Raw genomic sequence first — 25,332 nt, forward strand, 5'->3', positions numbered from 1 at the left:
GCATACAGGTATATTGCGCTGCGTTTCGAGGCAGCTATGCAGGTGGCCGATGTATACCTGAACTTAACCACACATGAATATGGTGCAGGAAATTATTATTCAATTTAGAGCACGCTTTAAACAAGAGCCAGTGGTAGTCCGCTCACCCGGCCGTGTAAACCTGATCGGCGAGCACACGGACTACAACGAGGGCTTTGTGCTGCCGGCTGCTATTAACAAGGAGATTTACTTTGCCTTGGCTCCGAATCAATCCAACATGTTTCGGGTATACGCTTACGACCTGCAGCAGGCAGCGGAGTTTGATCTGCGCCAGGTGCAGCGGTCTGAGCTAAGTTGGGCGAATTACCTGCTGGGTGTGATCGCGCAGCTGCAGCAGGCCGGATATGAAGTGAAAGGATTCGACCTGGTATACGGCGGCAATATTCCGATAGGGGCCGGGCTGTCGTCTTCAGCGGCCGTGGAGTGCGGACTGGCTTTTGGGCTGAACCATGTCTTCGGCTATGCTATACCTAAGTTTGACCTGGTGAAGATGGCGCAGATGGCTGAGCATACCTATGCCGGGGTGCGCTGCGGCATCATGGACCAGTTTGCCAGCATGTACGGCCGTCAGCAGCACGCCGTTAAGCTCGACTGCCGCTCTCTGGAGTTCGACTACTACCCGCTGGACATGGCGGACTACCGCATCGTGCTTTGTGATACGCAGGTAAAGCATAGCCTGGCCTCGTCGGAGTACAACACCCGCCGACAGGAGTGCGAAGCCGGTGTAACTCTGCTGCAGCGCCACTACCCGCAGGTGCACAGTTTGCGTGACGTTACCGTGGCTATGCTGGAGCAGCACCAGGAAGAGTTTAATCCGGTAGTGTACAGGCGATGCTCTTATGTCGTGCACGAGAACATCCGTTTAGAGGAATCCTGTCAGGCTCTGGAGCAGGGCGATATGCATGCCTTTGGCGAAAAGATGTACGCCTCGCATCACGGTCTGCAGCACGACTACGAAGTAAGCTGCCCGGAACTGGATTTTCTGGTAGACCAGACAAGCGATATGGAGGAAGTGATGGGAGCCCGCATGATGGGCGGTGGGTTTGGCGGCTGTACCATCAACCTTGTGAAGCTGGATGCACTACAGGCCTTTACTCAAAATATGGAGGAAGCTTACAAGCTGCGGTTCGGCATTAGCCTGAGAACCTATGTGGCCGAGATTGTGGATGGGACAAGCCTGGTACAAGCATAAGTATTAGAACCCTGGTGAAATGAATAACCAGTAGGCAGCGGGCTTATTCTCTTACTGTCTGCCACCAGGATTCTTTTAGAATGACAAAGAGATAAAATGGACTTGCTTTCGAAGCAGCAATCTAACTAAATATACCATGGCTACTTTTGATCTGGCAGAACATCCGCATCGTCGCTACAATCCGCTCACCGGTGAGTGGGTGCTGGTGTCGCCGCACCGTTCCAAACGCCCCTGGCAGGGACAGCAGGAAGAGGAGAGCTGCGAGACACGCCCCGAATATGATCCCAGCTGCTATCTGTGCCCCACCAATACCCGCGCCAACGGCGAGCAGAATCCTGCTTATACCTCCACTTATGTGTTCGACAACGACTTCGGTGCCTTGCAGGCCGATGCGCCCCAAGGGGCCTATGTGGTGGGCGACCTGATTCGGGCAGAGAGCGAGCGTGGCATTTGCCGGGTCATCTGTTTCTCGCCAAGGCACGACCTGACATTGGCGGACATGGAAGCTGTCGACATCCGACAGGTAGTAGACCTCTGGCAGAAGGAGTATGCCGAACTCGGAGGACTGGACTTCATCAACTACGTGCAGATATTCGAGAACAAAGGGAGTATCATGGGCTGCAGCAACCCGCATCCGCACGGGCAGATCTGGGCGCAGAGCACCGTGCCAGTAGAGCCCGCTAAGGAAACCGCTCAACAAACCCAATACTTTGAAAAGCACGGCCGCAGTCTGTTGGCTGATTACCTGCAACTGGAGCTGGAGCAAGGAGAGCGCATCGTAGTGCAGAACGAACACTTCGCAGCGCTGGTGCCCTTTTGGGCAGTGTGGCCTTTTGAAACCATCATCATCAGCAAACGCCATTTTCAGCACATCGGGCAGATGAGCGATAAGGAGAAAGACGGCTTCAGTCAAATCATTCAGTCGCTCACGGCCACGTACGATCGGGTGTTTGGGGTGTCATTTCCTTACTCTTCGGGCATCCACCAGAGCCCAACCGACGGACAGGAACACCTTGGCTGGCACTTTCACATGCATTTCTACCCGCCACTGCTGCGCTCGGCCACTGTCAAGAAATTCATGGTAGGCTACGAGATGATGGGAAATCCGCAGCGCGACATTACTCCGGAAGCTGCTGCCAGGCTGTTGCGCAGTCTCGTGAATCTGGCCTGATAGTCAGACAGCGGGGCCGATCGAAAATAACTGCTTATGCCTGTACTATTTATTAAATCTAATATTCTATATTAGCTATTCTAAATAACCATGCAATGAATTTTTCTACACTGGATTTTGCCATTTTCATTGGCTACTGTGTGCTTATTATAGCGGTCGGCATTTGGGTGTCCCGCGAAAAGAAAGGCCACATCAAAAACTCAACGGACTACTTCCTGGCCAGTAAGTCCCTGCCCTGGTGGGCGATCGGAGCCTCGCTCATCGCCTCAAACATCTCGGCCGAGCAGTTCATCGGGATGTCGGGCTCCGGTTTTGCCATTGGTCTAGGTATAGCCAGCTACGAGTTTATGGCGGCAGCTACGCTTATCATTGTAGCCAAGTTTTTCCTGCCCATCTATATAAAAGAAGGTATCTTCACCATGCCGCAGTTCCTGAAGTTGCGCTACGACGACCGCATCCGCACCAGCCTTGCCATATTCTGGATCATGCTCTATATCTTCGTGAACCTGACCACGGTGCTATACCTGTCGGCGCTGGCCCTGAGCGTGGTGTTTGGCGTTAGCACGATGTGGGCAATCGTCGGCCTTGCCGCAGTGGCCGTTTCGTACTCGATTTACGGTGGTCTTAAGGCGGTAGCCTGGACTGACGTAATCCAGGTGGTGTTCCTGATATTGGGTGGTTTGGTGACTACTTTTCTGGCACTCGATGCCGTGAGTGGTGGCGAAGGCCCGATGCGCGGCATGGCCATGCTGTTTGAGCAGGCGCCGGAGAAGTTCGACATGATCCTGTCAGAGGAGAACCCTTTCTACAAAGACCTGCCGGGTATGACCGTGCTCTTCGGTGGTATGTGGATCGCCAACATCAGCTACTGGGGCTTTAACCAGTACATTGTGCAGCGTGCCCTGGCCGCCAAAAGCCTCAAAGAAGTGCAGTGGGGTCTGGTGTTTGCCGCCTTCCTGAAGCTACTTATTCCGCTGGTCGTGGTGATCCCGGGTATAGCGGCCTTTGCGCTCAACGCCGATATCAGTCGCTACGACGAGGCTTACCCATGGCTCCTGAGCAACCTGGTGCCGACCGGGCTGAAAGGCCTGGCTTTTGCGGCCCTGATGGCGGCAGCCCTTTCTTCGCTCAGCTCCATGATGAACTCCACGGCCACGATCTTTACCATGGATATCTACAAAGCCCACCTGAAGCCAGATGCGAACGAAAAGCAGTTGGTGATCATCGGTCGACTGGTGAGTTTGACAGCCATTATTATTGCGGTGCTGGTAGCGGAGCCGCTGCTGGGAGGGGAGGAGCAGATCTTCCAGTTCATCCAGAAATACACGGGCTACGTGAGTCCGGGTATCGTGGTGCTGTTCGTATTCGGTCTGTTCTGGAAAAAGGCGACTTCCAATGCAGCGCTTGCTACGGCTATCGCTTCGGTGCCTTTCAGTATCATCATCGACCAGCTATTTCCGACCATGCCGTTCCTGGACCAGATGGGACTGGTATTCCTGCTTCTGTCTACGCTGATGATTGTGTACTCACTTTATGAGAACAAATCGCGCGGCATCGTGCCAGCCAATCCAATCCAGTATGACAGGTCGTTGTTCCGGACAGACATGATCTTTAATGTGGCATCTTTTGCTATCGTATTGACTCTGGCTGCGATCTACATAATCTTCTGGTAAACTAATATAGAACCAGCAGTAACAAAGGGCAGGTATAGCGAGACTATACCTGCCCTTTGTTATTATCAATTATCAAATTGCTAATATAGCCCCGTGTTTTGTGCATGTTTTTGCGGATTTGATAAAATAGTCAGCATAAAATTTGGTATATATAAATATAAATGAGTTAATTAGTGAAGGAAAAAGCAGGAATAGCAAAAGAGCTTGCATAAAGCTGCGTATTTCGCTTCTTGCCGGGCCTTTATAGCGGGTCAGGTTGCCGGAGTAATTAACTAACTATGTATACTTCCTTCAAAGTAAAAGTGCTGGTAAACAGCGCGCTAGCTTTAGTGCTGGCGGCCGCATCCTGCAAAGCGCCGCAACAGAGCGAAACCACGCCAGCTGCGCAAAGCACTGCGACAGCCCCTGAAGCCAAGCAGGCTCCGATTGTGACCGGTGCTGACCAAACCGAAGCCTATCTGCCTTACCTCAAGGGTAAGCGCATTGGAATGGTGGTGAACCCGACTTCCATTATCGGCAATAAACTGAGTGTTGACAGTTTGCACGCGCTCGGAGTGAACATTGTGAAAGTGTTCGGTCCTGAGCACGGCTTCAGAGGTGATGCCAGTGCTGGCATTAAGGTGGAGGATAGTGTGGACCCCAGAACAGGTATACCGGTAGTGTCGCTTTATGGTAAGCGCAATAAGCCTACAAAAGAAGATCTGGCCGATGTAGACCTGATGATCTTTGACATACAGGATGTAGGCACCCGCTTCTATACCTATACCATTACGCTGCACCGTGTGATGGAAGCCTGCGCCGAAAACGGCGTAGAGCTGATGGTGCTGGACAGACCTAACCCCAATGGTTTCCTGATAGATGGTCCGATTCTGGAGCCAGAGAACAAATCAGGGATTGGCATACATCCTATACCTATTGCGCATGGCCTGACGGTGGGCGAGTTTGCCCAGATGATCAACGGTGAAAAGTGGCTGGCAAATGGCGTGCAGTGCAAACTCAAAGTTGTGAAGGTCAAAAACTATGACCACGATATGCCTTATGACTTACCCGTATGGCCTTCCCCAAATCTTAACACACAACAGTCTATTCTGCTATACCCCTCTACCTGCCTATTTGAAGGCACGATTTTCAACCATGGACGTGGCACGATGTATCCTTTTACAGTGCTGGGGCATCCGGTCATGAAAGATAAATACTCCTTCAGCTATACCCCTACAGGTATAAAGGGCATGGCTGAAACGCCTTTGCACCAGGACAAGGTATGTTACGGGTTGGACCTGCGCAACTATGATGTGAATACCTTCCGGGAAACAGGTAGAATCAACCTGAGTTGGATGATCGAGCTTTACCAGGCCTATCCGGATAAGGGGCGGTTCTTTGATCAATCACAGAGCAATCAGATCGGTAATATTGACCGGCTGGCAGGGACTAAAAAGTTTAGAGAACAGATCATCGCAGGTGTCTCGGAAGAAGAGATCCGGCAGAGCTGGGAACCTGGGCTGAGCCAGTACAAGGAGAAGCGCAAAAAGTATCTGCTATACCCTTGATACAAGAAACCGGCCGGATTGAAAAATTTCGGGACACGATAACTGATGCTGTTAACCTGATTGGAGACACGTGTAATATGTTATGGGTTAATAGTTTGCCGGAATCAGTTGTGATAACACGGTTTGAGGTCTTATGTTATGAAGGTTTTGTTTGTGACAGGTTTGCCGAAGTTTGCATGTTTGTTCAAAAGGCCTAGTTCGCGGTATCAGTGGGGATGCTGTTTTAAAAGCTAATTAAGCAGGTTTTTGTTACGCATAAGGTATAATTAGATTTATTGTTAAAAATTATATTAAATAATTATAATTTTATATGCATGAATTTGCGTTTTTGCGTATAGCATCATGTTGCTGCTTCTTTCTTTTTTAGCTAAAATCATTGCAGTAACCTGTGCGCTGTGTTCCTTTTTTAGTAGCTTTAATGTGAGTTTAATATATACTGATATACAGTAACATTAATGTAGCTGGCTGAATTGTATTTTGTTTATATGATTTGCTGCAATGCTTAGCCGGAGAGTCGGAGAGAGTTTATTCTATGTTTTACCTATAACCAATAATCAATCTACCCACAATAATCTTAACCAATAGCCACGTAGTTATGATGAAAAAATTACAATGTTACCTATGGGGGATATGTTTCCTCCTGTTTCACTTTACAGCCAATGCCCAGAGCACGACTGTGACCGGCACGGTAACTGCCGCCTCCGACAATTCTCCGCTACCTGGTGTGACGGTAGCCGTTAAAGGCCAGCCGCGTGGTACGAATACCGACGTGGATGGTAAATTCTCGATTTCAGTAGCGCCTTCTGATGTGCTGGTGTTCAGCTTTATCGGGATGAAACCTGCTGAAAGACCTGTGGGTACTAACACAGTAATCAATGTTGCACTGCAAGCAAATGCCGAAAGCCTGAGCGAAGTGGTAGTAACAGCCCTTGGTATCAAGCAGGAAAAGAAAGCGCTTGGTTACGCCGTAACAGAGGTTAAAGGTGCTACCATTGCCCAGACACAGCGCGAGAACTTCGTGAACGGCCTTGCCGGTCGTGTGGCTGGTGTGGAAGTAAATGCTTCTTCTGGTCTGCCAGGTTCTTCTTCTTCTATCGTAATCCGTGGTATCAGCTCCCTGAGCGGTAACAACCAGCCACTGTTCGTGGTAGACGGTCTTCCGATCAGCAACAACACAACTTCTACAGGGGTGTTTGCTTCTTCTATCGGTGCTGGCGCTAAGTCCTTCGAAAACAGAGGTGTTGACTTTACCAACCGTGCTGCCGACATCAATCCGGAGGACATTGAAAGCATCACCGTACTGAAAGGCCCTGAAGCGGCCGCTCTTTATGGTATTGAGGCTGCTTCTGGTGCGATCGTAATTACCACCAAGCGTGGTCAGGCTGGCAAAGCCCGTATCAACTACAGCAACAGCTTCCGTATCGACCGCATCGTGCGCTACCCTGAAATTCAGCAGAAGTACGACAGAGGTATTAATGGCTACACAACGGAAGGTGATGAAAGCCTTTCTTACTTCGGTGCGCCTTATCCATCTGAAGTACAGTTCTATGACAATGTAAAGAACTTCTTCCAGGATGCTTTCACTCAGAAGCACAACCTGGCCTTTACTGGTGGTAACGAATCTGCACAGTACCGCATTTCGGGTTCCTTCACCGATGCGCAGGGCTTCATCCCGAACACAGGTCTGGAGCGTATCACGCTTTCTTCTGCTATCACAGCAAAGCTGAATAAGTTCATGTCAACAGACGTGACATTCGACTATACCCGTTCTGACAACGACCAGGCATTCAGAGGTGCTGGTGGTCCTTTGCTGCAGTTGTTGCGCTGGCCATCTAACGACGACGCAAGCAACTACCTGACGCCGAGCGGAAACAGAAGAGACTTCGGTGCTTACTCAACTGCTATTGAGAACCCGTTCTTTAACGTAAACAAGAACATCTTTAACTCCCTGACAGACCGTTACAGACTGAACGCCAGCTTAACAACTGACGTGACAGACTGGATGAAACTGGTAGGCCAGGCAGGTGTTGACTACTATACTGAGAAAAATACAATCGTGCGTCATCCTGAGTCTAATGCAGGCCGCTCTTACGGTGGTATCTTTGACCAGGCGCTTATCACGAACCGTAACCTTACTTTCCAGTACTACGCACAGTTTACAGCGCCTACTTTGTTCAACGACAAACTGCGCACTGACCTGAAAGTGGGTAGCACAGTATATGACTGGAACACGTTCAGTGCAGCCGCTACAGGTGAGCAGTTCATGGCGCCTGATCTGTACTCGATCAACAACACGGCACTTACAACACAGCGCGCCTACAATAACCTGACGCAGCGTCGTCTGGTAGGCGCATGGGGTAGCTTCAACGCCAGCTACAACGACATCCTCTTCCTGACTTTGACAGGTCGTAATGACTGGAGCTCTACACTGCCAGTGCAGAACAACTCTTTCTTCTATCCATCTGCCGGTCTGAGCTTTGTGTTCACCGAGTTGGAGCCATTCCAGGGTTCAAAAATGTACTGTCTTATGGTAAGTTGAGAGGCTCAATTGCCCAGGTAGGTAAAGATGCCCGCCCTTACAGCATCCGTCCGTTCTACGAATCGGCTCAAACGACAGGTGGTGGCTTCCGCTACGGTTTCACAGGCCCAAGCCTGAACCTGCGTCCGGAAATGACAACCTCTTACGAGTTTGGTACAGAGTTGAAGTTCTTCAACGACCGCTTCGGCATCGACGCGACATACTTCAAGAAGAAGTCTGTTGACCAGATTGTGCAGAACCTGCGTCTGAGCTATGCTACTGGTTTCGTATTGATGACCTTCAATGCCGGTGAGATGGAGAACTCAGGTATAGAACTTCAACTGAACGGCACGCCTGTAGAGAACAGCAATTTCAGATGGGACGTGTTGTTGAACTACACGAAGAACAACAGCAAACTGACGAAGCTGCCTGGCGACGTGCAGGAGTTCTACAACTCTGACACCTGGCTGTATGGCAACGTGCGTGTAGGTTCACGTGTGGATGGTCCGCTTACAACCTTCACGGGTTATGACTACCAGCGCAACGACAACGGTGATGTGTTGATCAACCCATCTACCGGTCTTCCTATCCTGAACACCAGCGAGTGGGCTATAGTAGGTGACCGTAACCCTGACTTCAACATCGGCCTGACAAACACTTTCACTTACAAGAATCTGTCGCTTAACTTCCTGCTTGACATCCGCAAAGGCGGTGACGTGTACAATGCAACAGAGCACTACCTGACGGTAAATGGTCTGAGCAAGCGTACGTTGAACAGAGAAGAGCCACGCATTGTAACAGGTGTGCTGAAAGACGGTCTGGAGAACACGGCCAACCCAACACAGAACAACATTCCGATCGACCTTTACAGAAACTCTTCTTACTGGGCTTCTATCTACCCGCACCAGAGCTTCATTGAGAAAGACGTGAACTGGGTACGTCTGCGTGACGTGACATTGAACTACCGCATGCCGACGAGCATCATGCAGCGTGTGAAGTTCATCGAAGACCTGAACGTGTTTGTAACAGGTACAGACCTGTTCCTGATCACGAACTACTCTGGTCTGGATCCGGTAGCAAACGGTAACTCTGCCGCAGTAGGTGGCGCCGGTGGTGGTGGCCTCGACTATGGTAACTTCCCGTTGCCAAGAGGAATTAACTTTGGAATTAGAGCAGGATTTTAATTGAAATGAAAATGAGAAAGATATTAGTAGCTTCTCTTATAGCGGCCAGCGTGTTTTCGGCATCTGGCTGTAAAGATTACCTAGACGTAAACACAAACCCGAACGGTCCGGACTCTCTGTTGCAGCCGGAACTGTTCCTGCCGCAGATACAGTCTGAAATGGCAGTAGCGATGCAGTGGGATGGTCGTTTTGCAGGTCAGTACGTGCAGAACTGGGCTTCTACAGCTGCAGACAACGCACTTGACTTACACGCCAATCCACTTTCTGACTCCTATGCGCAGCTTTGGAGAGCCGTGTACTGGAGCATGGGCTACAACCTGTCGGATATGATCGAGAGCGGCGAGCGCAGCAAAAAGTACGACTTTGTAGGCGTTGGCCACATCATGCGTGCTTACGGCTGGCAGGCGCTGACCGACTATCATGGTCCGGTGATCATGACGGAGGCCTTTGATCCAGACAGACGTGTGTTCAACTACGATGAGCAGCAGGCTGTTTACCCTGAGATCAAGCGTCTGTTAGAAGAAGGTATCAAAAGCCTGGAGAGAACTGACGGACTGGATGCTGCTAGCTCTGGTCTGAGCAAAGGTGACCTGATTTACGCAGGTAATCGTGAGCGCTGGAAGAAGTTTGCCTACGGTATGCTGGCGATCAACGCACACCGCCTGACAAACAAGTCTTCTTATGACCCGAACAAAGTGATCGAGTACGTGGATCAGTCGCTTGCCAGCAATGCCGACAACGCTATGATCCGCTTTCAGGGAGAAGTAAGTGCTAACACAAACTTCTTCGGGCCGATCCGTAACAACATCGCTTCTAATCGTCAGACAGATTACATCGTTGGTTTGCTGGATGGTACTAACCCATCGCTGCGTGACGAGGACCTGGCAGGAACTGATCCTGTGTTTGAAGGACAGCACCTGAAAGACCCACGTTTGACGGCTATGCTGGCACCGTCGCCGGACGGTCAGTACAGAGGTCTTCGTTCAGGAAAAGGTATCACAGGTATACCTACCGCGGAGGTTCCAAACAACCTGTGGGGTTCTGTAGGTGTGTCAACTGTACAGCCTCGCCAGATCTACATTTTTGGTAACTCGGCTCTTTTCCCACTGATGACTTACTCGCAGCTGCAGTTCATCAAAGCAGAAGCAGCCTGGATCGCAGGTAAGATGGATGTAGCCCTGGATGCTTACAGAAAAGGGGTGACAGCACATATTGACTTTGCCCGTACTTATGCACCAGATCCAGCTATGTTTGATCAGCGCAAGGCCGCTTACCTGGCCAGCGAGGAAATGATGCCAACTTCTCCTGCCGGCCTGACACTTTCTAAGATCATGCTGCAGAAGTACATCGCTACATGGGGATGGGGCTTCATCGAGACTTGGTCTGACATGAGAAGATACCACTACAACCAGGATGGTGAAGTGTATACAGGCTTCGTACTGCCTGAGCAACTGCACGTGTCTAACCAGGGAGTGCCGGCTTACAGAGCACGTCCGAGATACAACTCAGAGTATATGTGGAATCAGGAGGCGCTACGTGCTATGGGCGGCTTCGATGAGAACTACCACACTTATGAAACTTGGTTCAGCAAACACGAATAATCCGAAAAAGAGATGATGAAGATATTTAAAAGAGCATTCCTGTTTTTGGCAGCAGGCTTCCTGCTAGGAGCCTGCGAAAAGAACGCCATCCCTGAAGTAACAGAGCCAGTGCAAGATGGCGCTTACGTGAAGTTCTTCTTCCAGGTGGAAGGAGCACCCCGCGCCAATTTTTACCTGGACAGCAAGAAAGTGACTGGTGTAGCGCCTACCACGACTGACATTGTGCTGGGCAACCTTTATGGTTCAGTATACCCTAGCAATGCCTACGCATTGGTGCCGGCTGGTAGCTTTAATATGAGTGCGATCGACACAGTGGCAGGAGCCGGCACGGCCGATGTGCTGGCAAGTACTTCTGTAAGCCTGGCTAACAACAAACACTACTCAGCTTACCTGGCGGGTACTCCGGAAAGCTACGAAGTGTTCATGGTAGAGGATAACCTGCCTCCAGCAGATTACACCAAAATCTGGTGGCGCTTTATGAACACAATGGCGAACATGCCGTTTGCTGTGGATGCTTACGCAGTGCGTTCTGCTGTACCAGCAACTGACACAAAGCCAGCTGAGCCAGTTGAGGTGTATGAACTGGGCAAAGGTCTTGACTTTAAAGAGCACGGCCCATACGTAGAGCTGAAGCCAGGAACCTATACCTACAAGGTTTTTGCCTCCGGTACGGAGTACGATCCTGCTACTTCAACTTCTTATATCCAGCAGTCATTCGCAATAGCGTCATTGGGTCGTGTGTACACTACGCAGATTCGTGGCACTTACGCTGAAAAGCCAAAGGCTGCCCAGATAGATTACTGGAGAGAGAGATAAGGTGGTAAACCCGGGGCAGCGCTGGTCCCGGGTTATTTCCCGCTTTTACTTTCTGCACAAGGTAAGTCGGTTTCAGACCTGGCTTGCATCCTAGTACAAATAGTAATAGATTAGCTTACGAATAGTTTTATCAACATGAAAGAGCCCCTCCTTTACTAAACCTATTGGAGGGCTTTTTTTTAGCCACCCTATACCCAACCGGAACAATGATTAGAAACTTTACACTTTTAGCCGCCTTGCTACTCAGTTCAGTCAGCCTGTTTGCACAGGTTTCAAAAGATCCTCCTAAACGTGAGTTCAGAGGCGTATGGATTGCCACAGTACAGAACATCGACTGGCCTTCCAAACCAAAGCAGGGTGTAGATTCCCAGCAGCAGATGCAGGAACTGGTTGACATCTTCGACACCCATCAGAAAACAGGTATAAATGCTGTGATGCTGCAGGTTCGTCCCTCAGCCGACGCTTTCTATGCCAAAGGGCGTGAGCAGTGGAGTATGTTCCTGACCGGCAAGCAAGGCACGCTGCCGGAGCCGTTCTACGATCCGCTGGAGTTTGCCATCGAAGAAGCCCACAAGCGTGGCATGGAACTGCATGCGTGGATTAACCCTTACCGTGCCTCAACCAGCCTGGTCGATTCGCTGGTGAGCAGCGAGCACATCTCCCGCATTCAGCCGGACTGGTTCTTTACCTACGGCGACAAAAAATACTTTAACCCCGGCATACCTGAGGTGCGCCACTACCTCGTGGATGTGATCATGGACGTGGTGCGCAACTACGACATCGACGGCATCCACTTCGACGATTACTTTTACCCTTATCCGGGCAAACAGCCCTGCCAGACTCCATCACTTATATGTTGCATGAGCAAGGCATTAAGAACATTGAAGACTGGCGCCGCAACAATGTGGACCAGCTGATCAAAGACCTGTCAGAGGCAATCAAGAAAGAGAAAAAGCATGTGAAGTTCGGTATCAGCCCATTTGGTATCTGGCGCAACAAGTCACAGGACCCGCAGGGTTCAGAGAGCAATGGCCTGTCAGGGTATAGTGCCTTATATGCCGATGCCCGCAAGTGGGTGCAGGAAGGCTGGATCGACTACATCAACCCGCAGCTGTACTTCCCCTTCGGCTATACACCGGCACCTTACGAAAAACTGCTGGACTGGTGGGCTGCCAATTCCAATGGTAAGCATGTGTATATAGGCCAGGGAGCCTACCGTGCCATGGAAGACCGTGAAGGCTGGCGCGACCGGCAGCAGTTGCCAAACCAGGTGCGCTACCTGCGTGAGAACCCACGGGTGCAGGGCAGTGTGTATTTCAGTTCACGTTCGCTCACCAACAACCTGGCTGGTTTTCGCGATTCCCTGCAACACGACCTGTACCGCTATCCGGCCCTGCAGCCAATTATGCCATGGTTAGGTATGGCCAAACCTGCCAAGCCTGTTAGTCTGCGAGAAGACAAGTTCCTGCTCTTCTTACCGCGACTTCGCAAGGCGATTATCAAATGGGATTACCCGGATCAGGAAGAGGATGTGTATGGTTTTGTAGTATACCGCTTCGACGAAAACGAGCCGATCAACCTGGAACATGCCCGCAACATTCGCCACATCCAATTCAACGATTACGAACTGGGTTTCCACGACGAGACAGCCGAACGCGGGAAGACCTACAAATATGTGGTAACATCCATCGACAGATTGAAAAATGAGAGTAAGCCTTCTAATGTTTACCTAAAAAAGCTACGCTAGCCTTATGAAGAACAGGAAAAAGACCATATTGGCGCTGGTGCTGACGACGATGATCGTGGCAGCAATGCCATTGCTTTCTCGAACAAAGCTACCCCTGCTATAGAGGAGGCAAGTATAGCCGCCAAAGGTCCTGCCTGGATCCGCATTAACCAGTTAGGCTATACTCCTCAAGGTATAAAAGTAGCGGTGTGGGGAAGTAAATCGAAAGAAAAGCTTCGCCGCTTTCAGCTGGTAGACGCTAGCACTGGCAAAGTAGTATTCAAAGGCAGAGCTGGTAATGCTTTTGGTGCTTACGGACCGTTTGAGGAATCTTACCGCCTGAACTTCACCGAGTATAACAAGCCGGGTACTTACTACCTGCAGGCCGGTAGTGCTAAGTCGCCCGAGTTCCGGATTGGCGCCGACGTGTACAAAGGTACCGCAGACTTTGCGCTGCGCTACATGCGCCAGCAACGCAGCGGCTTCAACCCTTACCTGCAAGACTCCTGTCATACCCAGGACGGCTATACCATGTATGGCCCGATGCCCGACAGCACCATCATCGACGTGTCGGGTGGCTGGCACGATGCCTCAGATTACCTGCAGTATGCCACTACTTCGGCCAACGCCACTTACCACCTGCTGGCTGCCTACCGTGACTTTCCGGACGTGTTCACTGACAAGCACCAGGCCAACGGACTCGAGGGAACGAACGGTGTAGCCGACGTACTTGACGAGGCAAAGTGGGGGCTGGACTGGCTCGTGAAGATGCACCCGCGTGAAGACTGGCTCTTCAACCAACTAGCTGACGACCGCGACCATCAAGGCATGCGGCTTCCAACGAATGACCCCGTTGACTATGGCATGGGCAATGGAGGTCCGCGTCCGGTATACTTTGCCTCCGGGGAGCCGCAAGGCCTGGGCAAGTACCAGAACCGGGCGACCGGCGTTGCCTCTATTGCCGGGAAGTTCACAAGTGCCTTCGGACTGGCCGCTCAGATTTACAGCACCAAAGATCAGAGACTTTCTAATCTCTTTGGTCAGAAGGCACAGTCTGCCTACAAACTGGGCCTGGCCAAACCAGGCGTTGCACAGACCGCTCCCAACAGGGCGCCTTATTTCTATGAGGAAGACAACTGGGTAGACGACATGCAGCTGGGTGCAGCGGCGCTTTACCAGCTGACCGGCAAGCAGGAATTCTTCAAGCAAGCCTACACCTATGGGCTTCAGGAAAAGGTAACCCCTTGGATGGGGGCCGATACAGCCCGTCATTACCAGTGGTACCCGTTCCACAACTTCGGTCACTTTGAGCTGGCCAAGAAATCTGACGACAAGACGAAGGCAGAGTTGATCGGATTCTACAAGGAAGGTATAGAAAAGGTATACGCCAAGGCAAAGAAGAATGCCTTTTACCGTGGTGTGCCATTTATCTGGTGCTCTAATAACCTGACTACCTCTTTTGCCATCCAAAGCTTCCTGTACCGCCAGTTATCCGGCGACCAGACGTACGCTGAGCTGGAGCAGGCGAACATAGACTGGCTGTTCGGTGTGAACCCTTGGGGGACAAGCATGGTGTATGGCTTGCCAGCACACGGCGATACGCCAACAGACCCACACTCCGCCTTTACCCGACTGAATAAGTACCCGATTGACGGAGGGCTGGTGGATGGTCCGGTGTATGGCAGCATCTTCAACAACCTGCAACATCTGAAGCTATACAGTGAGGATGCCTATGCCGAGTTTCAGTCTGACCTGGCAGTATATCACGACGACTTCGGCGACTACAGCACCAACGAGCCAACCATGGACGGTACAGCTTCTCTGATCTACCTGCTGGCAGCCAAAGAACATAGCTCGCAGGAGGGGAGGCAGCCAAAAAAGTAATAGTAGACAGCCACGGAGCGATCATCCGGGGTGACACGACGGTCCGGCAGATCGCGCTGATCTTCACCGGGGATGAGTTTGCGGACGGTGGAGAAGTGATCAGCCATGTGCTGAAAAAGCACCAGGTCAAAGCCTCCTTTTTTCTCACGGGGCGCTTTTACCGGAATCCCGCTTTCAGGGCCTTGATCAGGGGGCTGAAGAAAGAGGGCCATTACCTGGGAGCGCACTCCGACGAGCACCTGCTTTACTGCGACTGGACAAAACGCGATAGTCTGTTGGTAACGCGGGAACAGTTCAGGGAAGACCTGCGGAAAAATTACCAGCGCATGGAAGCCTATGGTGTGAAGAAGAAAGACGCGCCTTACTTTCTGCCGCCATACGAATGGTATAACCGCAGCATCAGCAACTGGACATCGGAGGAAGGGCTGCAATTGGTTAATTTTTCGCCCGGCACCCGTTCTGCCGCCGACTATACCTACCCCGAAATGGGAAACCGGTATGTGGGCTCGGAAACGGTGCTGCAGTCGATCATGGGCTATGAGGCGAAGGACAGAAACGGACTGAACGGCTTTATGCTGCTCCTGCACATTGGCACAGACCCGAGGCGGACGGATAAGTTTTACCACCGGCTCGACGAAATGCTCACGAAGCTGAAAGAGAAAAACTATCGGTTTGTGCGGCTGGATGAGTTGTTGGAACAAGAAAAGTAGCGCGCTATACCTGCGCTTTAAAAATTAGAGACAAATGAAAAAAGTTCTGATACTGGTGTGCGCCCTTGCCGGCTTTGTTGGTTGCCAACAACCTGCTGCCACTTCCGATGCGCCGCTGATACCGGAAGGTATAAGCTACCTGTCGAGGGAGGAGTGGGGAGCTAACGCGCCAGTGCTGCCGATGCGACCGCATAAGCTGACAAGGCTGACCATCCATCATACCGGTGTGCCGCAGTTGTTTGACCGTAGCCTGACTGATAAGCTGCGCAATCTGCAGAAGTTCTCACAGGAAGACAGCCCCCTGGCGGATGGTCGCATGAAACCGGCCTGGGCAGATGTGCCCTATCACCTTTATGTGGATGTGCATGGAGCTGTTGGAGAGGCGCGGGATCTCAACTATGCAGGTGATTCCAACACCAGTTACGATCCGGCCGGCCATCTGCTGGTGGTCGTAGAGGGCAACTTCGAAAAAGAGGCTATCACAGAGGCGCAGCTAAAGACGCTCGAAAAACTGGTGCCGGCCCTGGCGAAGCGCTTCGGCATACCTGCCGACAGCCTGGGGGCACACAAGGATTTTGCTGAAACCAGCTGTCCGGGTACTGGTTTGTATGGGGAGCTGCCACGATTCAGGCAATTAGTGAAAGGCCATTAAGTGCCGGCATCAATAGCTGAACCACAGCCTGAGGTAAGTGCCGGAATATATAGATTATTAAAAAGAGGTTTTTTGCGTGTTTTTGCCGGTTTTAGAAAAAATCTTGCGAAATAGTTTGAACTTTACGAACAAGTGCTTAGTTTTATACAAAATAAAGGGACAGTATTCGTTTTGCTCGTGCGCTTTTGTGCGGTTTCTGCGCTAGTTTACCAAACAAAAGGCAGCATGAGCAGAATGGGTACAACTACTCTAAGTGCTGCCATCGGTCTTTTTGCTTCAAGAGGAAATAAACAGATGAATTTACGGAAGTATGCCGCTTTGTTAGCACTGTTTCTAATCGCCAATCTTGGCTATAGTCAGTCTTTCCAATTTGCTTTTGTATCCGATACCCACATCGGCAATCCCACTGCACAGGAAGACCTTGAGCGCACCATCGCCGACATTAATGCTAACCCCAATCTTGAGTTTGTAGTCATCACCGGCGATATCACCGAGTTTGGTTCTGATGAAGAACTGAAACTGGCTAAACAGCTATTCGATACTCTCCAAAAGCCTGGTACATTGTGCCTGGCAATCACGACACCAACTGGTCAGAGAGCGGCAGCAACAGCTTTCGGGTTGTTTTCGGGGCAGAGACCTTTGCATTTACCCACAAAGGTTACCTCTTTGCAGGCACTGGTTCAGGGCCAAACATGCGAATGGGGCCGGGGCAGATTCCGCGCGAGAATATCGTGTGGCTGGACTCGGTACTGACTCACATGCCCGATCCGGAAATGCCGGTCATTTTCCTCAACCACTACCCACAGGACTCCTCGCTGAACAACTGGTACGACGTAACGGACAAGCTGCGCTCTTACAACACTCAGCTGATCCTGCACGGCCATGGCCATAACAACCGCGAATACCGCTACGACGGTATACCTGCCGTGATGGGTCGCTCTAATCTGCGTGCAAAAGAAGAAGTGGGAGGGTATAATATCGTGACCTTCGCCGATGGAAAAGCCAGTTTTGAAATCCGGAAGCCAGGTATAGCATCCTTGCCAAAATGGATAGAGGTGCCGTTGGTAAAGCATGATTTCGCCAACGACCCGACTAAGCACCACCGTCCGTCTTTTGCCGTAAACAAGTTATACCCAAATGTAAAACTGGTATGGGAATACCAGGATGATAGCGATGTAGGAGCGGGTACGGCTGTTTATAAAGATCTGATCATTGCCACAAACACCACGGGCGAGGTATTCGCACTGGATAGTAAATCCGGAAAGCGCAGGTGGACTTACCGCACTAATGGCAAAATCTACTCTACTCCGGCTGTGGCGAATGGCTATGTGGTGGTAGGTTCTTCGGATGACCATATTTACTGCCTCTCTGCCGCTACAGGCAAGTTAGCCTGGAAATTTAAAGCCAACAGACCTGTGCTGGGATCGCCGCTTATCGAGAAAGGCATCGTCTACATCGGCGCTTCAGATGGGCATTTTCGTGCCTTGCAATTGAAAACTGGCAAGTTGATGTGGGATTTCGATCAGGTCAATAACTTTGTTGTGACCAAGCCGCTGCTCTACCAGGGCAAGGTATACTTCGGTAGCTGGGGCAACGAGTTTTATGCCCTTGACGCCAAAACTGGTCAGCTAGCCTGGAAATGGAGCAATGGCTCCAGCAACCGGATGTTTTCACCGGCTGCCTGCTACCCGGTAGCCGCTAACGGGCGCATCTTTATCGTGGCTCCTGATCGCTTTATGACTTCACTGGACGCTAACACAGGGGAAGTGGTGTGGCGTGAGCAAATGAAAGAAGGTCGCGTGCGCGAGTCGATGGGTATTTCAAATGATGGCAAGCTGGTATACGTGAAGACCATGGACGGGCAGGTATACGGCATTTCCACTTCCGCCAATACCCTGCAGGTGGACTGGAAGTCGACGTTGCAGCTGCCTTACGAGCTGGCCCCTTCGGCTATTGTCGAACACAACAATGTGGTATTGGTGCCTTCGCACTCGGGCTTGGTAAGCGCACTGGACCGCCAGAGTGGAGAAGTGCTTTGGAAATACAAGAGTTCAAACAGTCTCATGAATCTGGTAATGCCGATGGGCAAAAACAGGGTAGTCGTGAGCACAATGGATGGGAAGATCGCCTGCCTGGAGTATGTACCTGCCAAATAAGGTATAGCAACAGGTATAGCGATTGATTTAGAAGGAATTATTTAAAACACAACATGGAGATTACAACCGAGAAAGACTCGAACTATAACAACCTGGAAAAGATGTCGGTGAGGGAAGTGCTGGAGAACATCAACCGTGAAGACAAAAGCGTACCCCTTGCCGTTGAAAAGGCAATTCCTCAAATAGAAAAACTGGCTGAAGTAGTAGCGGACCGCATGAAAAAAGGCGGCAGACTGTTCTACATCGGTGCCGGCACCAGCGGCCGTCTGGGCGTAGTGGATGCTTCTGAGTGCCCACCGACCTTTGGTGTGCCCTTTGACATGGTAGTAGGCCTGATCGCCGGTGGTGACACGGCTATCCGCAAAGCGGTGGAGTTTGCCGAAGACGACATGGAGCAAGCTTGGGAAGACCTGAAAGAATACGCTCTCGATGAAAATGATGTGATCGTAGGTATAGCCGCATCGGGCACGACACCATACGTGATCGGCGGTTTGCGAATGGCCAATGAGTATGGTCTGGCAACCGGCTGTATCGTGTGTAACACCGGCAGTCCGGTAGCAGCCGAGGCGCAGTACCCGGTAGAGGTGGTCGTAGGCCCGGAGTTTGTGACAGGCAGCACCCGCATGAAAGCCGGTACGGCTCAGAAACTGGTGCTCAACATGCTCAGCACCACCGTGATGATCCAACTGGGTCGCGTGCGCGGCAACAAGATGGTGGACATGCAGCTGACGAACCACAAGCTTTACCACCGTGGCGTGCGCATGGTCATGTCGGAGACGGGTGCTGACGAAGCAACAGCGGCTGCATTGCTGGAGAAACATGGCAGTGTGCGCAAGGCCGTAGCCAGCGTGCTGGTTTCGAAGTAGTAACGCTGGCCAATATTGCCGCCAATTCGGCAAATCTGTGTAACTTACCATCCTATGTGGTTAAGAAAGGAAAGTGATAGCTGCTTTTCTTTCTAACCCTCTGGTGGTTAATTAACTTATTATGTCTCCAATCGTTCTTTTATCTTTTCTGATCGGCTATTTTGCGGTGCTGATAGGTATATCCTACTTTACTTCGAAAGGATCATCAGACAACTCCAGTTTCTTTATCGCCAACCGCAATTCGAAGTGGTACTTCGTGGCATTTGGTATGATCGGTACCGCTCTGTCGGGTGTGACTTTCATCTCGGTGCCGGGGGCGGTGGTCAATAGTAGTTTCGGCTATTTCCAGTTTGTGCTTGGCAACACGGTCGGCTTTGTGCTGATCGCTTTTGTGCTTCTGCCGCTCTACTACCGCATGAACCTGATCTCCATTTATACCTACCTGGAGAAGCGCTTCGGCTACTGGAGTTATAAATCGGGTGCCATGATCTTCCTGGTGTCGCGTACCATTGGCTCAGCTTTCCGTCTATACCTGGTGGCTATTGTGCTGCAGCGTTTTATCTTCGATGCCTGGAACGTCCCTTTTGTGGCGACTGTGGCCATTTGCTTGATTCTGATCTGGCTCTATACCCACAAGGGTGGTCTTAAAACGATCGTAATCACCGATACCCTGCAGACGCTCTTCATTGTGTCTTCGGTAATTTTCTCCATCATCTTTATCGCCAGTAGCCTCGACCTGAACGTGGTGCAGACCTTTGAGGCGGTGAAAAACAGCTCTTACTCCAAGATGTTCTTCTGGGAGGATTTCCTGGGTACGAAGAGCCACTTCCTGAAGCACTTTATCGGCGGTATTTTTGTGACCATTGCCATGACAGGCCTGGATCAGGACCTGATGCAGAAGAACCTGAGCTGCAAAAACATCGGCGAAGCGCAGAAGAATATGCTGACGTTTACGGGTGTTTTCGTATCGATCAACATCTTCTTCCTGAGTGTAGGTGCTTTGCTGTACATCTATGCAGAAGCCAATGGCATAGACGTAACGGCGCTTGCTACGCCTGACCACCTGTTCCCAGAAATCGCCCTGAACCACATGGCCATGATCCCGGCCATCATCTTCATGCTCGGCCTTACGGCAGCTACGTTTGCCACCACTGACTCAGCGCTGACAGCACTTACCACGTCTTTCTGCGTGGACTTTCTGAACTTCACCAAAAAAGCCAACCACGACGACATCAAACTGATCCGCACCCGCCACATGGTGCACATTGGTTTCTCAGTAGTCATGCTGCTGGTTATCCTCGTGTTCAAGATCATCAACGATGACTCAGTGGTGAACGCGATTTTCAAAGCGGCCGGCTATACCTATGGTCCGTTGCTGGGCTTGTTTGCTTTCGGCATGGCTAACAAACGTGCCGTGGCTGACAAACTGGTGCCGTACGTCTGCGTGATTTCACCTGTGCTGACTTATATTCTGGATAGCAACTCTGTGGAGTGGACTGGTTATGCCATGGGTTTTGAACTGATTGTGGTGAATGCTGCCATCACATTCATCCTGTTGCTGGTAACAAGCAAACCAGGTGGCGGCATGATGATGGACGCCCTGGAGGAAGCCGAACGTGGCCCTAAAGTAAAACAGACAACTTATTAAGCTTATACCTGTAATGTGTGAACGGTCATACCTCAGGTAAGTGCGAAATTGAAACATCGTAAGTGTTTTCTTAACTAAGAAAACATTGAGTGGGACAGTCTTTTGTCCTTTATCTAAAGTTCTTTTGTACTCATGCTTATGAATATAGCATTGCTTTTGGAGAGTGTTTTGCCAAAAGCGCGCATTCGGGCACGCCTGATCGATGTCGTGTCCTACGCTTCTGACGCAGGCTTTTACTACCTTAGGCCGAAGGCTGTGGTGCAGCCGGTGTCGGAGGAGGAGGTTAAACAGTTATTTGCTTTTTCGCACCAGCACAAGGTGCCCCTCACGTTCCGTACAGCTGGTACCAGTTTGTCGGGTCAGTCCATTACCGATGGTGTACTGGTTGACCTGAGTCAGTACTGGAACAAAGTGCAGGTAGAAAACGAGGGGGCTCATGTACGTGTGCAGCCCGGCGTGATTGGTGCCATCGTGAATGCGCATCTACGTCCGTTTAAGCGCAAGATCGGTCCGGACCCGGCCAGTATCAACTCAGCCATGATGGGCGGCATTCTCTCGAATAACGCCAGCGGGATGTGCTGTGGCGTGAGTAAGAACTCCTACCATACCACGAAGTACATCAGCTTTGTGCTGCCCAGCGGCCAATGCTTCACCACCGAAAAACAGATCGACTACCTGCGCTTCAGCGAGGAATGTCCTGAGCTATACCTGACACTTCAAAAGATCAAGCAGCAGATTCGAAACAACCCGGAGCTGCACTACCTGATCCGGCACAAGTATAAGACCAAAAATACGGTCGGCTACTCCGTCAACGCGTTCATCGATTACGAGCACCCGCTCGATATCATGGCGCATTTGCTGATCGGGGCAGAAGGTACGCTCGGCTTCATTGCTGAGGCCGTATTGCAAACCGTGCCTGATTATCCGGCAAAGTCAACAGCGCTACTATACTTTCCCGATATCTATGCCGCCTGTCAGGCCATTGTGCCGCTGACGGAGGCAGGTGCCGAGGCCGTCGAGTTGATGGACCGTGCTTCGCTGCGCTCCATCGAGCACATGGCAGGCGTTCCGGCCGTTATCAAGACGTTACCCGACACCGCGGCAGCTTTGCTGGTAGAGTTCCAGGCGAACACGCACGAAGAGGTGCAGGAGAAGATTCTGAAATTTATGGCGCTGTCGCCGGAGCTGGCTTTGCTGGAGCAACCTGTTTTCACAACCGACCCGATCGAACAGGGCTTGCTGTGGAAGGTACGCAAAGGGATGTTCCCGGCCGTAGGGGCTGTGCGGGCCAGCGGTAGCACCGTGTTGCTCGAAGACATAGCTGTACCGGTTGCACAACTTGGTGATGCCATACTCGACCTGCAGGAGCTCTTCCGTAAACACGGCTATCTCAACGCCATCATCTTCGGTCACGCCAAGGACGGCAACATTCACTTTGTTGTCACACAGGCTTTTGACACACCTGCCGAAGTCACCCGCTACGACCGCTTCCTGAAAGAAGTGGTGAAGCTGGTGGTGAAGAAATACGAAGGCGCCCTGAAAGCCGAACACGGCACGGGCCGCAACATGGCGCCGTTTGTGGAGACCGAATGGGGACCGGAGGTATACCGTATTATGAAGGCGCTGAAACAGGTGGTGGATCCGGAGAACCTGCTAAACCCCGGCGTGATCATCAATCACGACCAGAATGCGCACATCCAAAACCTAAAGGATCTGCCGAAGGTGGAAGAGGAAGTGGACCGCTGCATGGAGTGTGGCTTCTGCGAGCACAAGTGTCCGAGCCGCAACCTCACGCTGACACCCCGGCAGCGCATTGTCGTGCGCCGGGAATTGTTAAACCTGCAACGCAGAGGCAAGAAGAAAGAGCACAAAGAACTGCTGAACCAGTACCAGTACGACGGGTTGGATACCTGCGCCGTTGACGGTCTCTGCGCCACTGCCTGCCCGGTTGACATCAACACCGGCGACTTGGTGAAACGCCTCCGCCGCGAGAATCACAGCGAACTGGCAAATCAGGTGGCACTGATGGTAGCCAAGAACTTTAAACCCGTTGCCGCGACTGTTAAATTCGGTCTGCAGGCAGGTGCGGGTGTGAACAAACTCCTGGGAGCCAATACTGTCGCAAGGCTGACAGAGGAGGTGAAAGACATGATCCCATCTTTCCCGCTCTGGACAAAGCAACTGGCGCCCGCCCCAGGTATAGCCAAATCCATTGCCTATGCGATAGCTCCTGTAGCAGAAGCCGCTGTGGTTTACTTCCCGACCTGTATCTCGCGTACCATGGGTGCCGCTGAGTCGGGTAAGAAAAACATCATTGACACGTTCAAAAGTGTATCAGATAAGGTAGGGCTGAAGTTTACAATTCCGCAGGATGTACAAGGCGCCTGCTGCGGACAGATCTTTTCTTCGAAAGGATACAGCAAGGCATTCGCCTACACCGCCAACGAAACAATAGAGAAGGTATGGCAATGGACAGATAAAGGCCGTCTGCCGCTGGTACTCGACATTACTTCCTGCACCCAAACTTTGCAGAACTGCCGTCCGGTGCTCACCGCCGAGAACAAGCAGAAGTTCGATAGCATCAAGATCATCGACAGCATTGACTACATTGCCGATTTCATCCTCCCGAAAGCCACTGTGCAGCGTAAGAAGGCAAACGTAGTACTACACCCGGTTTGCTCCCTGCAGAAGATGGGATTGGAAGGATGCTTTGTAAGTATAGCCAGACAGCTGGCCGAAGAAGTAACGGTACCGATGCACGCCGGTTGCTGCGGTATGGCCGGCGACCGTGGATTCCTGGTGCCGGAGCTAACAGCATCTGCCACTGCGCCAGAAGCGGCGGAGGTGAAGCAAGGGGAGTATGATGGGTATTACTCTTCCGGTAAGACCTGCGAAATGGCCATGACGGAGGCGGTTGGTCGTAACTACGAGTCAATTGTTTATCTGCTGGATGAGTGTTTGTAAAAAGTCTATTTCATCACAAAACAAAGAGGCCCGTTAAAGTGACGGGCCTCTTTGTTTATGCTGTGTATGGTTTCTTAGACTGTTTCGACTACTGCTGCATACTCTCTCAGACTTGCGTCCTCAGGATTCAGATCCGTTACCAGGTAGTGAATTGAGTTGAGATCGCATACTTTCATGTTCTGGTCGGAGCCGAGTTTTTCGGCTATACTCATGATAGCGGTTTTCTTAGCAGATCGAATCATTGCTTTCTTTACCTGCACTACTTCCCAGTCAGAATCAGTGAGGCCGTCTTCTACGGAGAGGGAGTTGGTGCCGAGTATACAGAGATCCACTTTGATCTCAGAAAGCTGGTTTACCACCTGGGCACCGATCATGATGTGGGAGTTCTTTGAAAGCTGTCCGCCCAACAGGATCACGTTGATATTCGGACGCTCTGCCAACTCCAATGCTACCAATGGACTCACCGTAAAGAAGGTGCAGCGCAGGGTATCCGGAATCATACGGGCTACTTCGATCATAGTGGTGCCGCCGCCTACCAGTATGCTCATGCCGTCTTTTAGCAGGTCAATTACCTTGCGGGCAATTTCCTTTTTCGACTCTTTGGCGTATACCTCCGACTGACTGAATGGGTAATGGAAGGATTTCGACAGAGCGCCACCATGTACCTTCAGAATCTGGCCGCTTTCTGCCAGTTCGTTCAAGTCTCTTCTAACCGTATCTTCCGATACATTGAGCTTCAAACTCAAATCTGATGAAAGCACCTTGTTGTGCAGATTGATCTGCTTTATGATAAAAGCCTGCCGTTCTTCCTTAAGCATTCTGGTCGTGTTTAATCTGTAAAAATCAAATATAGATTTTTTTCTGAAAATATGTAGTCGGGATCTTTAAATAGGGCCCCAACCCCAAGGATTTTTGGTATTTAAGAATGCTTCTACCCATGGATTGGCAGGATTTCTGGAATTGAATGTTTAATATGTAGGGACAG

Annotated in this window: 18 protein-coding genes and 1 pseudogene; 18 read left to right on the forward strand and 1 reads right to left on the reverse strand. The window is 51.1% G+C overall.

Translation table 11 applies throughout. The features are described from left to right. Positions 1 to 73 precede the first annotated feature (73 nt). The 18 genes and pseudogenes from O71_RS04925 (at position 74) to O71_RS04995 (ending at position 24,347) form a co-directional block, all read left to right on the forward strand. Positions 74 to 1,231 (forward strand): galactokinase, encoded by a 1,158-nt coding sequence (locus tag O71_RS04925; RefSeq protein ID WP_007653887.1) that lies wholly within the window; start codon positions 74 to 76, stop codon positions 1,229 to 1,231. A gap of 136 nt (positions 1,232 to 1,367) precedes the next feature. Next, on the forward strand, positions 1,368 to 2,402 hold the full coding sequence (locus O71_RS04930; RefSeq protein ID WP_007653889.1) for a UDP-glucose--hexose-1-phosphate uridylyltransferase: 1,035 nt from the start codon (positions 1,368 to 1,370) through the stop codon (positions 2,400 to 2,402). A gap of 95 nt (positions 2,403 to 2,497) precedes the next feature. Next, on the forward strand, positions 2,498 to 4,075 hold the full coding sequence (locus tag O71_RS04935) for a sodium/sugar symporter (protein ID WP_007653891.1): 1,578 nt from the start codon (positions 2,498 to 2,500) through the stop codon (positions 4,073 to 4,075). Between the two features lie 278 nt (positions 4,076 to 4,353). Next, positions 4,354 to 5,622: an exo-beta-N-acetylmuramidase NamZ domain-containing protein gene (locus O71_RS04940; RefSeq protein WP_007653893.1), complete on the forward strand. Its 1,269-nt coding sequence runs from the start codon at positions 4,354 to 4,356 to the stop codon at positions 5,620 to 5,622. A gap of 595 nt (positions 5,623 to 6,217) precedes the next feature. After that, positions 6,218 to 8,161, forward strand: coding sequence for a SusC/RagA family TonB-linked outer membrane protein (locus O71_RS25170; RefSeq protein ID WP_237717709.1), 1,944 nt, complete (start codon positions 6,218 to 6,220; stop codon positions 8,159 to 8,161). After that, the gene (locus O71_RS25175; RefSeq protein ID WP_237717710.1) at positions 8,158 to 9,324 is read left to right on the forward strand and encodes a TonB-dependent receptor domain-containing protein; all 1,167 of its coding nucleotides are present in this window, start codon (positions 8,158 to 8,160) and stop codon (positions 9,322 to 9,324) included. Before O71_RS25170 ends, O71_RS25175 begins: the two co-directional genes overlap by 4 nt. Positions 9,325 to 9,335: 11 nt before the next feature. Next, complete coding sequence (locus O71_RS04955) at positions 9,336 to 10,925, forward strand: SusD/RagB family nutrient-binding outer membrane lipoprotein (protein WP_081490442.1); 1,590 nt, start codon at positions 9,336 to 9,338, stop codon at positions 10,923 to 10,925. A 12-nt stretch (positions 10,926 to 10,937) separates the two neighbouring features. After that, positions 10,938 to 11,741, forward strand: a complete 804-nt coding sequence (locus O71_RS04960; RefSeq protein ID WP_007653899.1) for a DUF4397 domain-containing protein — start codon at positions 10,938 to 10,940, stop codon at positions 11,739 to 11,741. A 206-nt stretch (positions 11,742 to 11,947) separates the two neighbouring features. Then, positions 11,948 to 12,658 carry a glycoside hydrolase family 10 protein gene (locus tag O71_RS26315; protein ID WP_202800199.1) on the forward strand — a complete coding sequence of 237 codons (711 nt, stop codon included), beginning with the start codon at positions 11,948 to 11,950 and terminating at the stop codon, positions 12,656 to 12,658. Then, positions 12,595 to 13,488 (forward strand): glycoside hydrolase family 10 protein, encoded by an 894-nt coding sequence (locus tag O71_RS26320; protein ID WP_202800200.1) that lies wholly within the window; start codon positions 12,595 to 12,597, stop codon positions 13,486 to 13,488. The genes O71_RS26315 and O71_RS26320 overlap by 64 nt, the downstream gene beginning before the upstream one ends. Positions 13,489 to 13,674: 186 nt before the next feature. Further along, positions 13,675 to 15,351 carry a glycoside hydrolase family 9 protein gene (locus O71_RS04970; protein ID WP_237717711.1) on the forward strand — a complete coding sequence of 559 codons (1,677 nt, stop codon included), beginning with the start codon at positions 13,675 to 13,677 and terminating at the stop codon, positions 15,349 to 15,351. A 95-nt stretch (positions 15,352 to 15,446) separates the two neighbouring features. Next, positions 15,447 to 16,061, forward strand: coding sequence for a polysaccharide deacetylase family protein (locus tag O71_RS25185; RefSeq protein ID WP_237717712.1), 615 nt, complete (start codon positions 15,447 to 15,449; stop codon positions 16,059 to 16,061). 34 nt (positions 16,062 to 16,095) lie between these two features. Then, entirely contained in the window at positions 16,096 to 16,713 is a 618-nt protein-coding gene (locus O71_RS04975; protein WP_007653901.1) for a peptidoglycan recognition family protein, read from the forward strand. A 294-nt stretch (positions 16,714 to 17,007) separates the two neighbouring features. After that, positions 17,008 to 17,546 (forward strand): annotated as a pseudogene (locus tag O71_RS25190) (metallophosphoesterase); the annotation flags it as partial. Between the two features lie 96 nt (positions 17,547 to 17,642). After that, positions 17,643 to 18,869: a PQQ-binding-like beta-propeller repeat protein gene (locus O71_RS25195; RefSeq protein ID WP_237717716.1), complete on the forward strand. Its 1,227-nt coding sequence runs from the start codon at positions 17,643 to 17,645 to the stop codon at positions 18,867 to 18,869. Between the two features lie 53 nt (positions 18,870 to 18,922). Continuing rightward, complete coding sequence (gene murQ / locus O71_RS04985) at positions 18,923 to 19,735, forward strand: N-acetylmuramic acid 6-phosphate etherase (protein ID WP_007653905.1); 813 nt, start codon at positions 18,923 to 18,925, stop codon at positions 19,733 to 19,735. Between the two features lie 121 nt (positions 19,736 to 19,856). Then, positions 19,857 to 21,383, forward strand: a complete 1,527-nt coding sequence (locus O71_RS04990) for a sodium:solute symporter (RefSeq protein WP_007653907.1) — start codon at positions 19,857 to 19,859, stop codon at positions 21,381 to 21,383. 156 nt (positions 21,384 to 21,539) lie between these two features. Continuing rightward, positions 21,540 to 24,347: an FAD-binding and (Fe-S)-binding domain-containing protein gene (locus O71_RS04995; protein WP_237717713.1), complete on the forward strand. Its 2,808-nt coding sequence runs from the start codon at positions 21,540 to 21,542 to the stop codon at positions 24,345 to 24,347. Positions 24,348 to 24,421: 74 nt separating this feature from the next. Here the strand turns inward: O71_RS04995 and O71_RS05000 are convergent, their stop codons facing one another. Next, positions 24,422 to 25,165: a DeoR/GlpR family DNA-binding transcription regulator gene (locus O71_RS05000; RefSeq protein WP_007653912.1), complete on the reverse strand. Its 744-nt coding sequence runs from the start codon at positions 25,163 to 25,165 to the stop codon at positions 24,422 to 24,424. Positions 25,166 to 25,332 lie beyond the last annotated feature (167 nt).

The sequence above is a fragment of the Pontibacter sp. BAB1700 genome, assembly GCF_000277005.1.
Classification (GTDB): domain Bacteria; phylum Bacteroidota; class Bacteroidia; order Cytophagales; family Hymenobacteraceae; genus Pontibacter; species Pontibacter lucknowensis.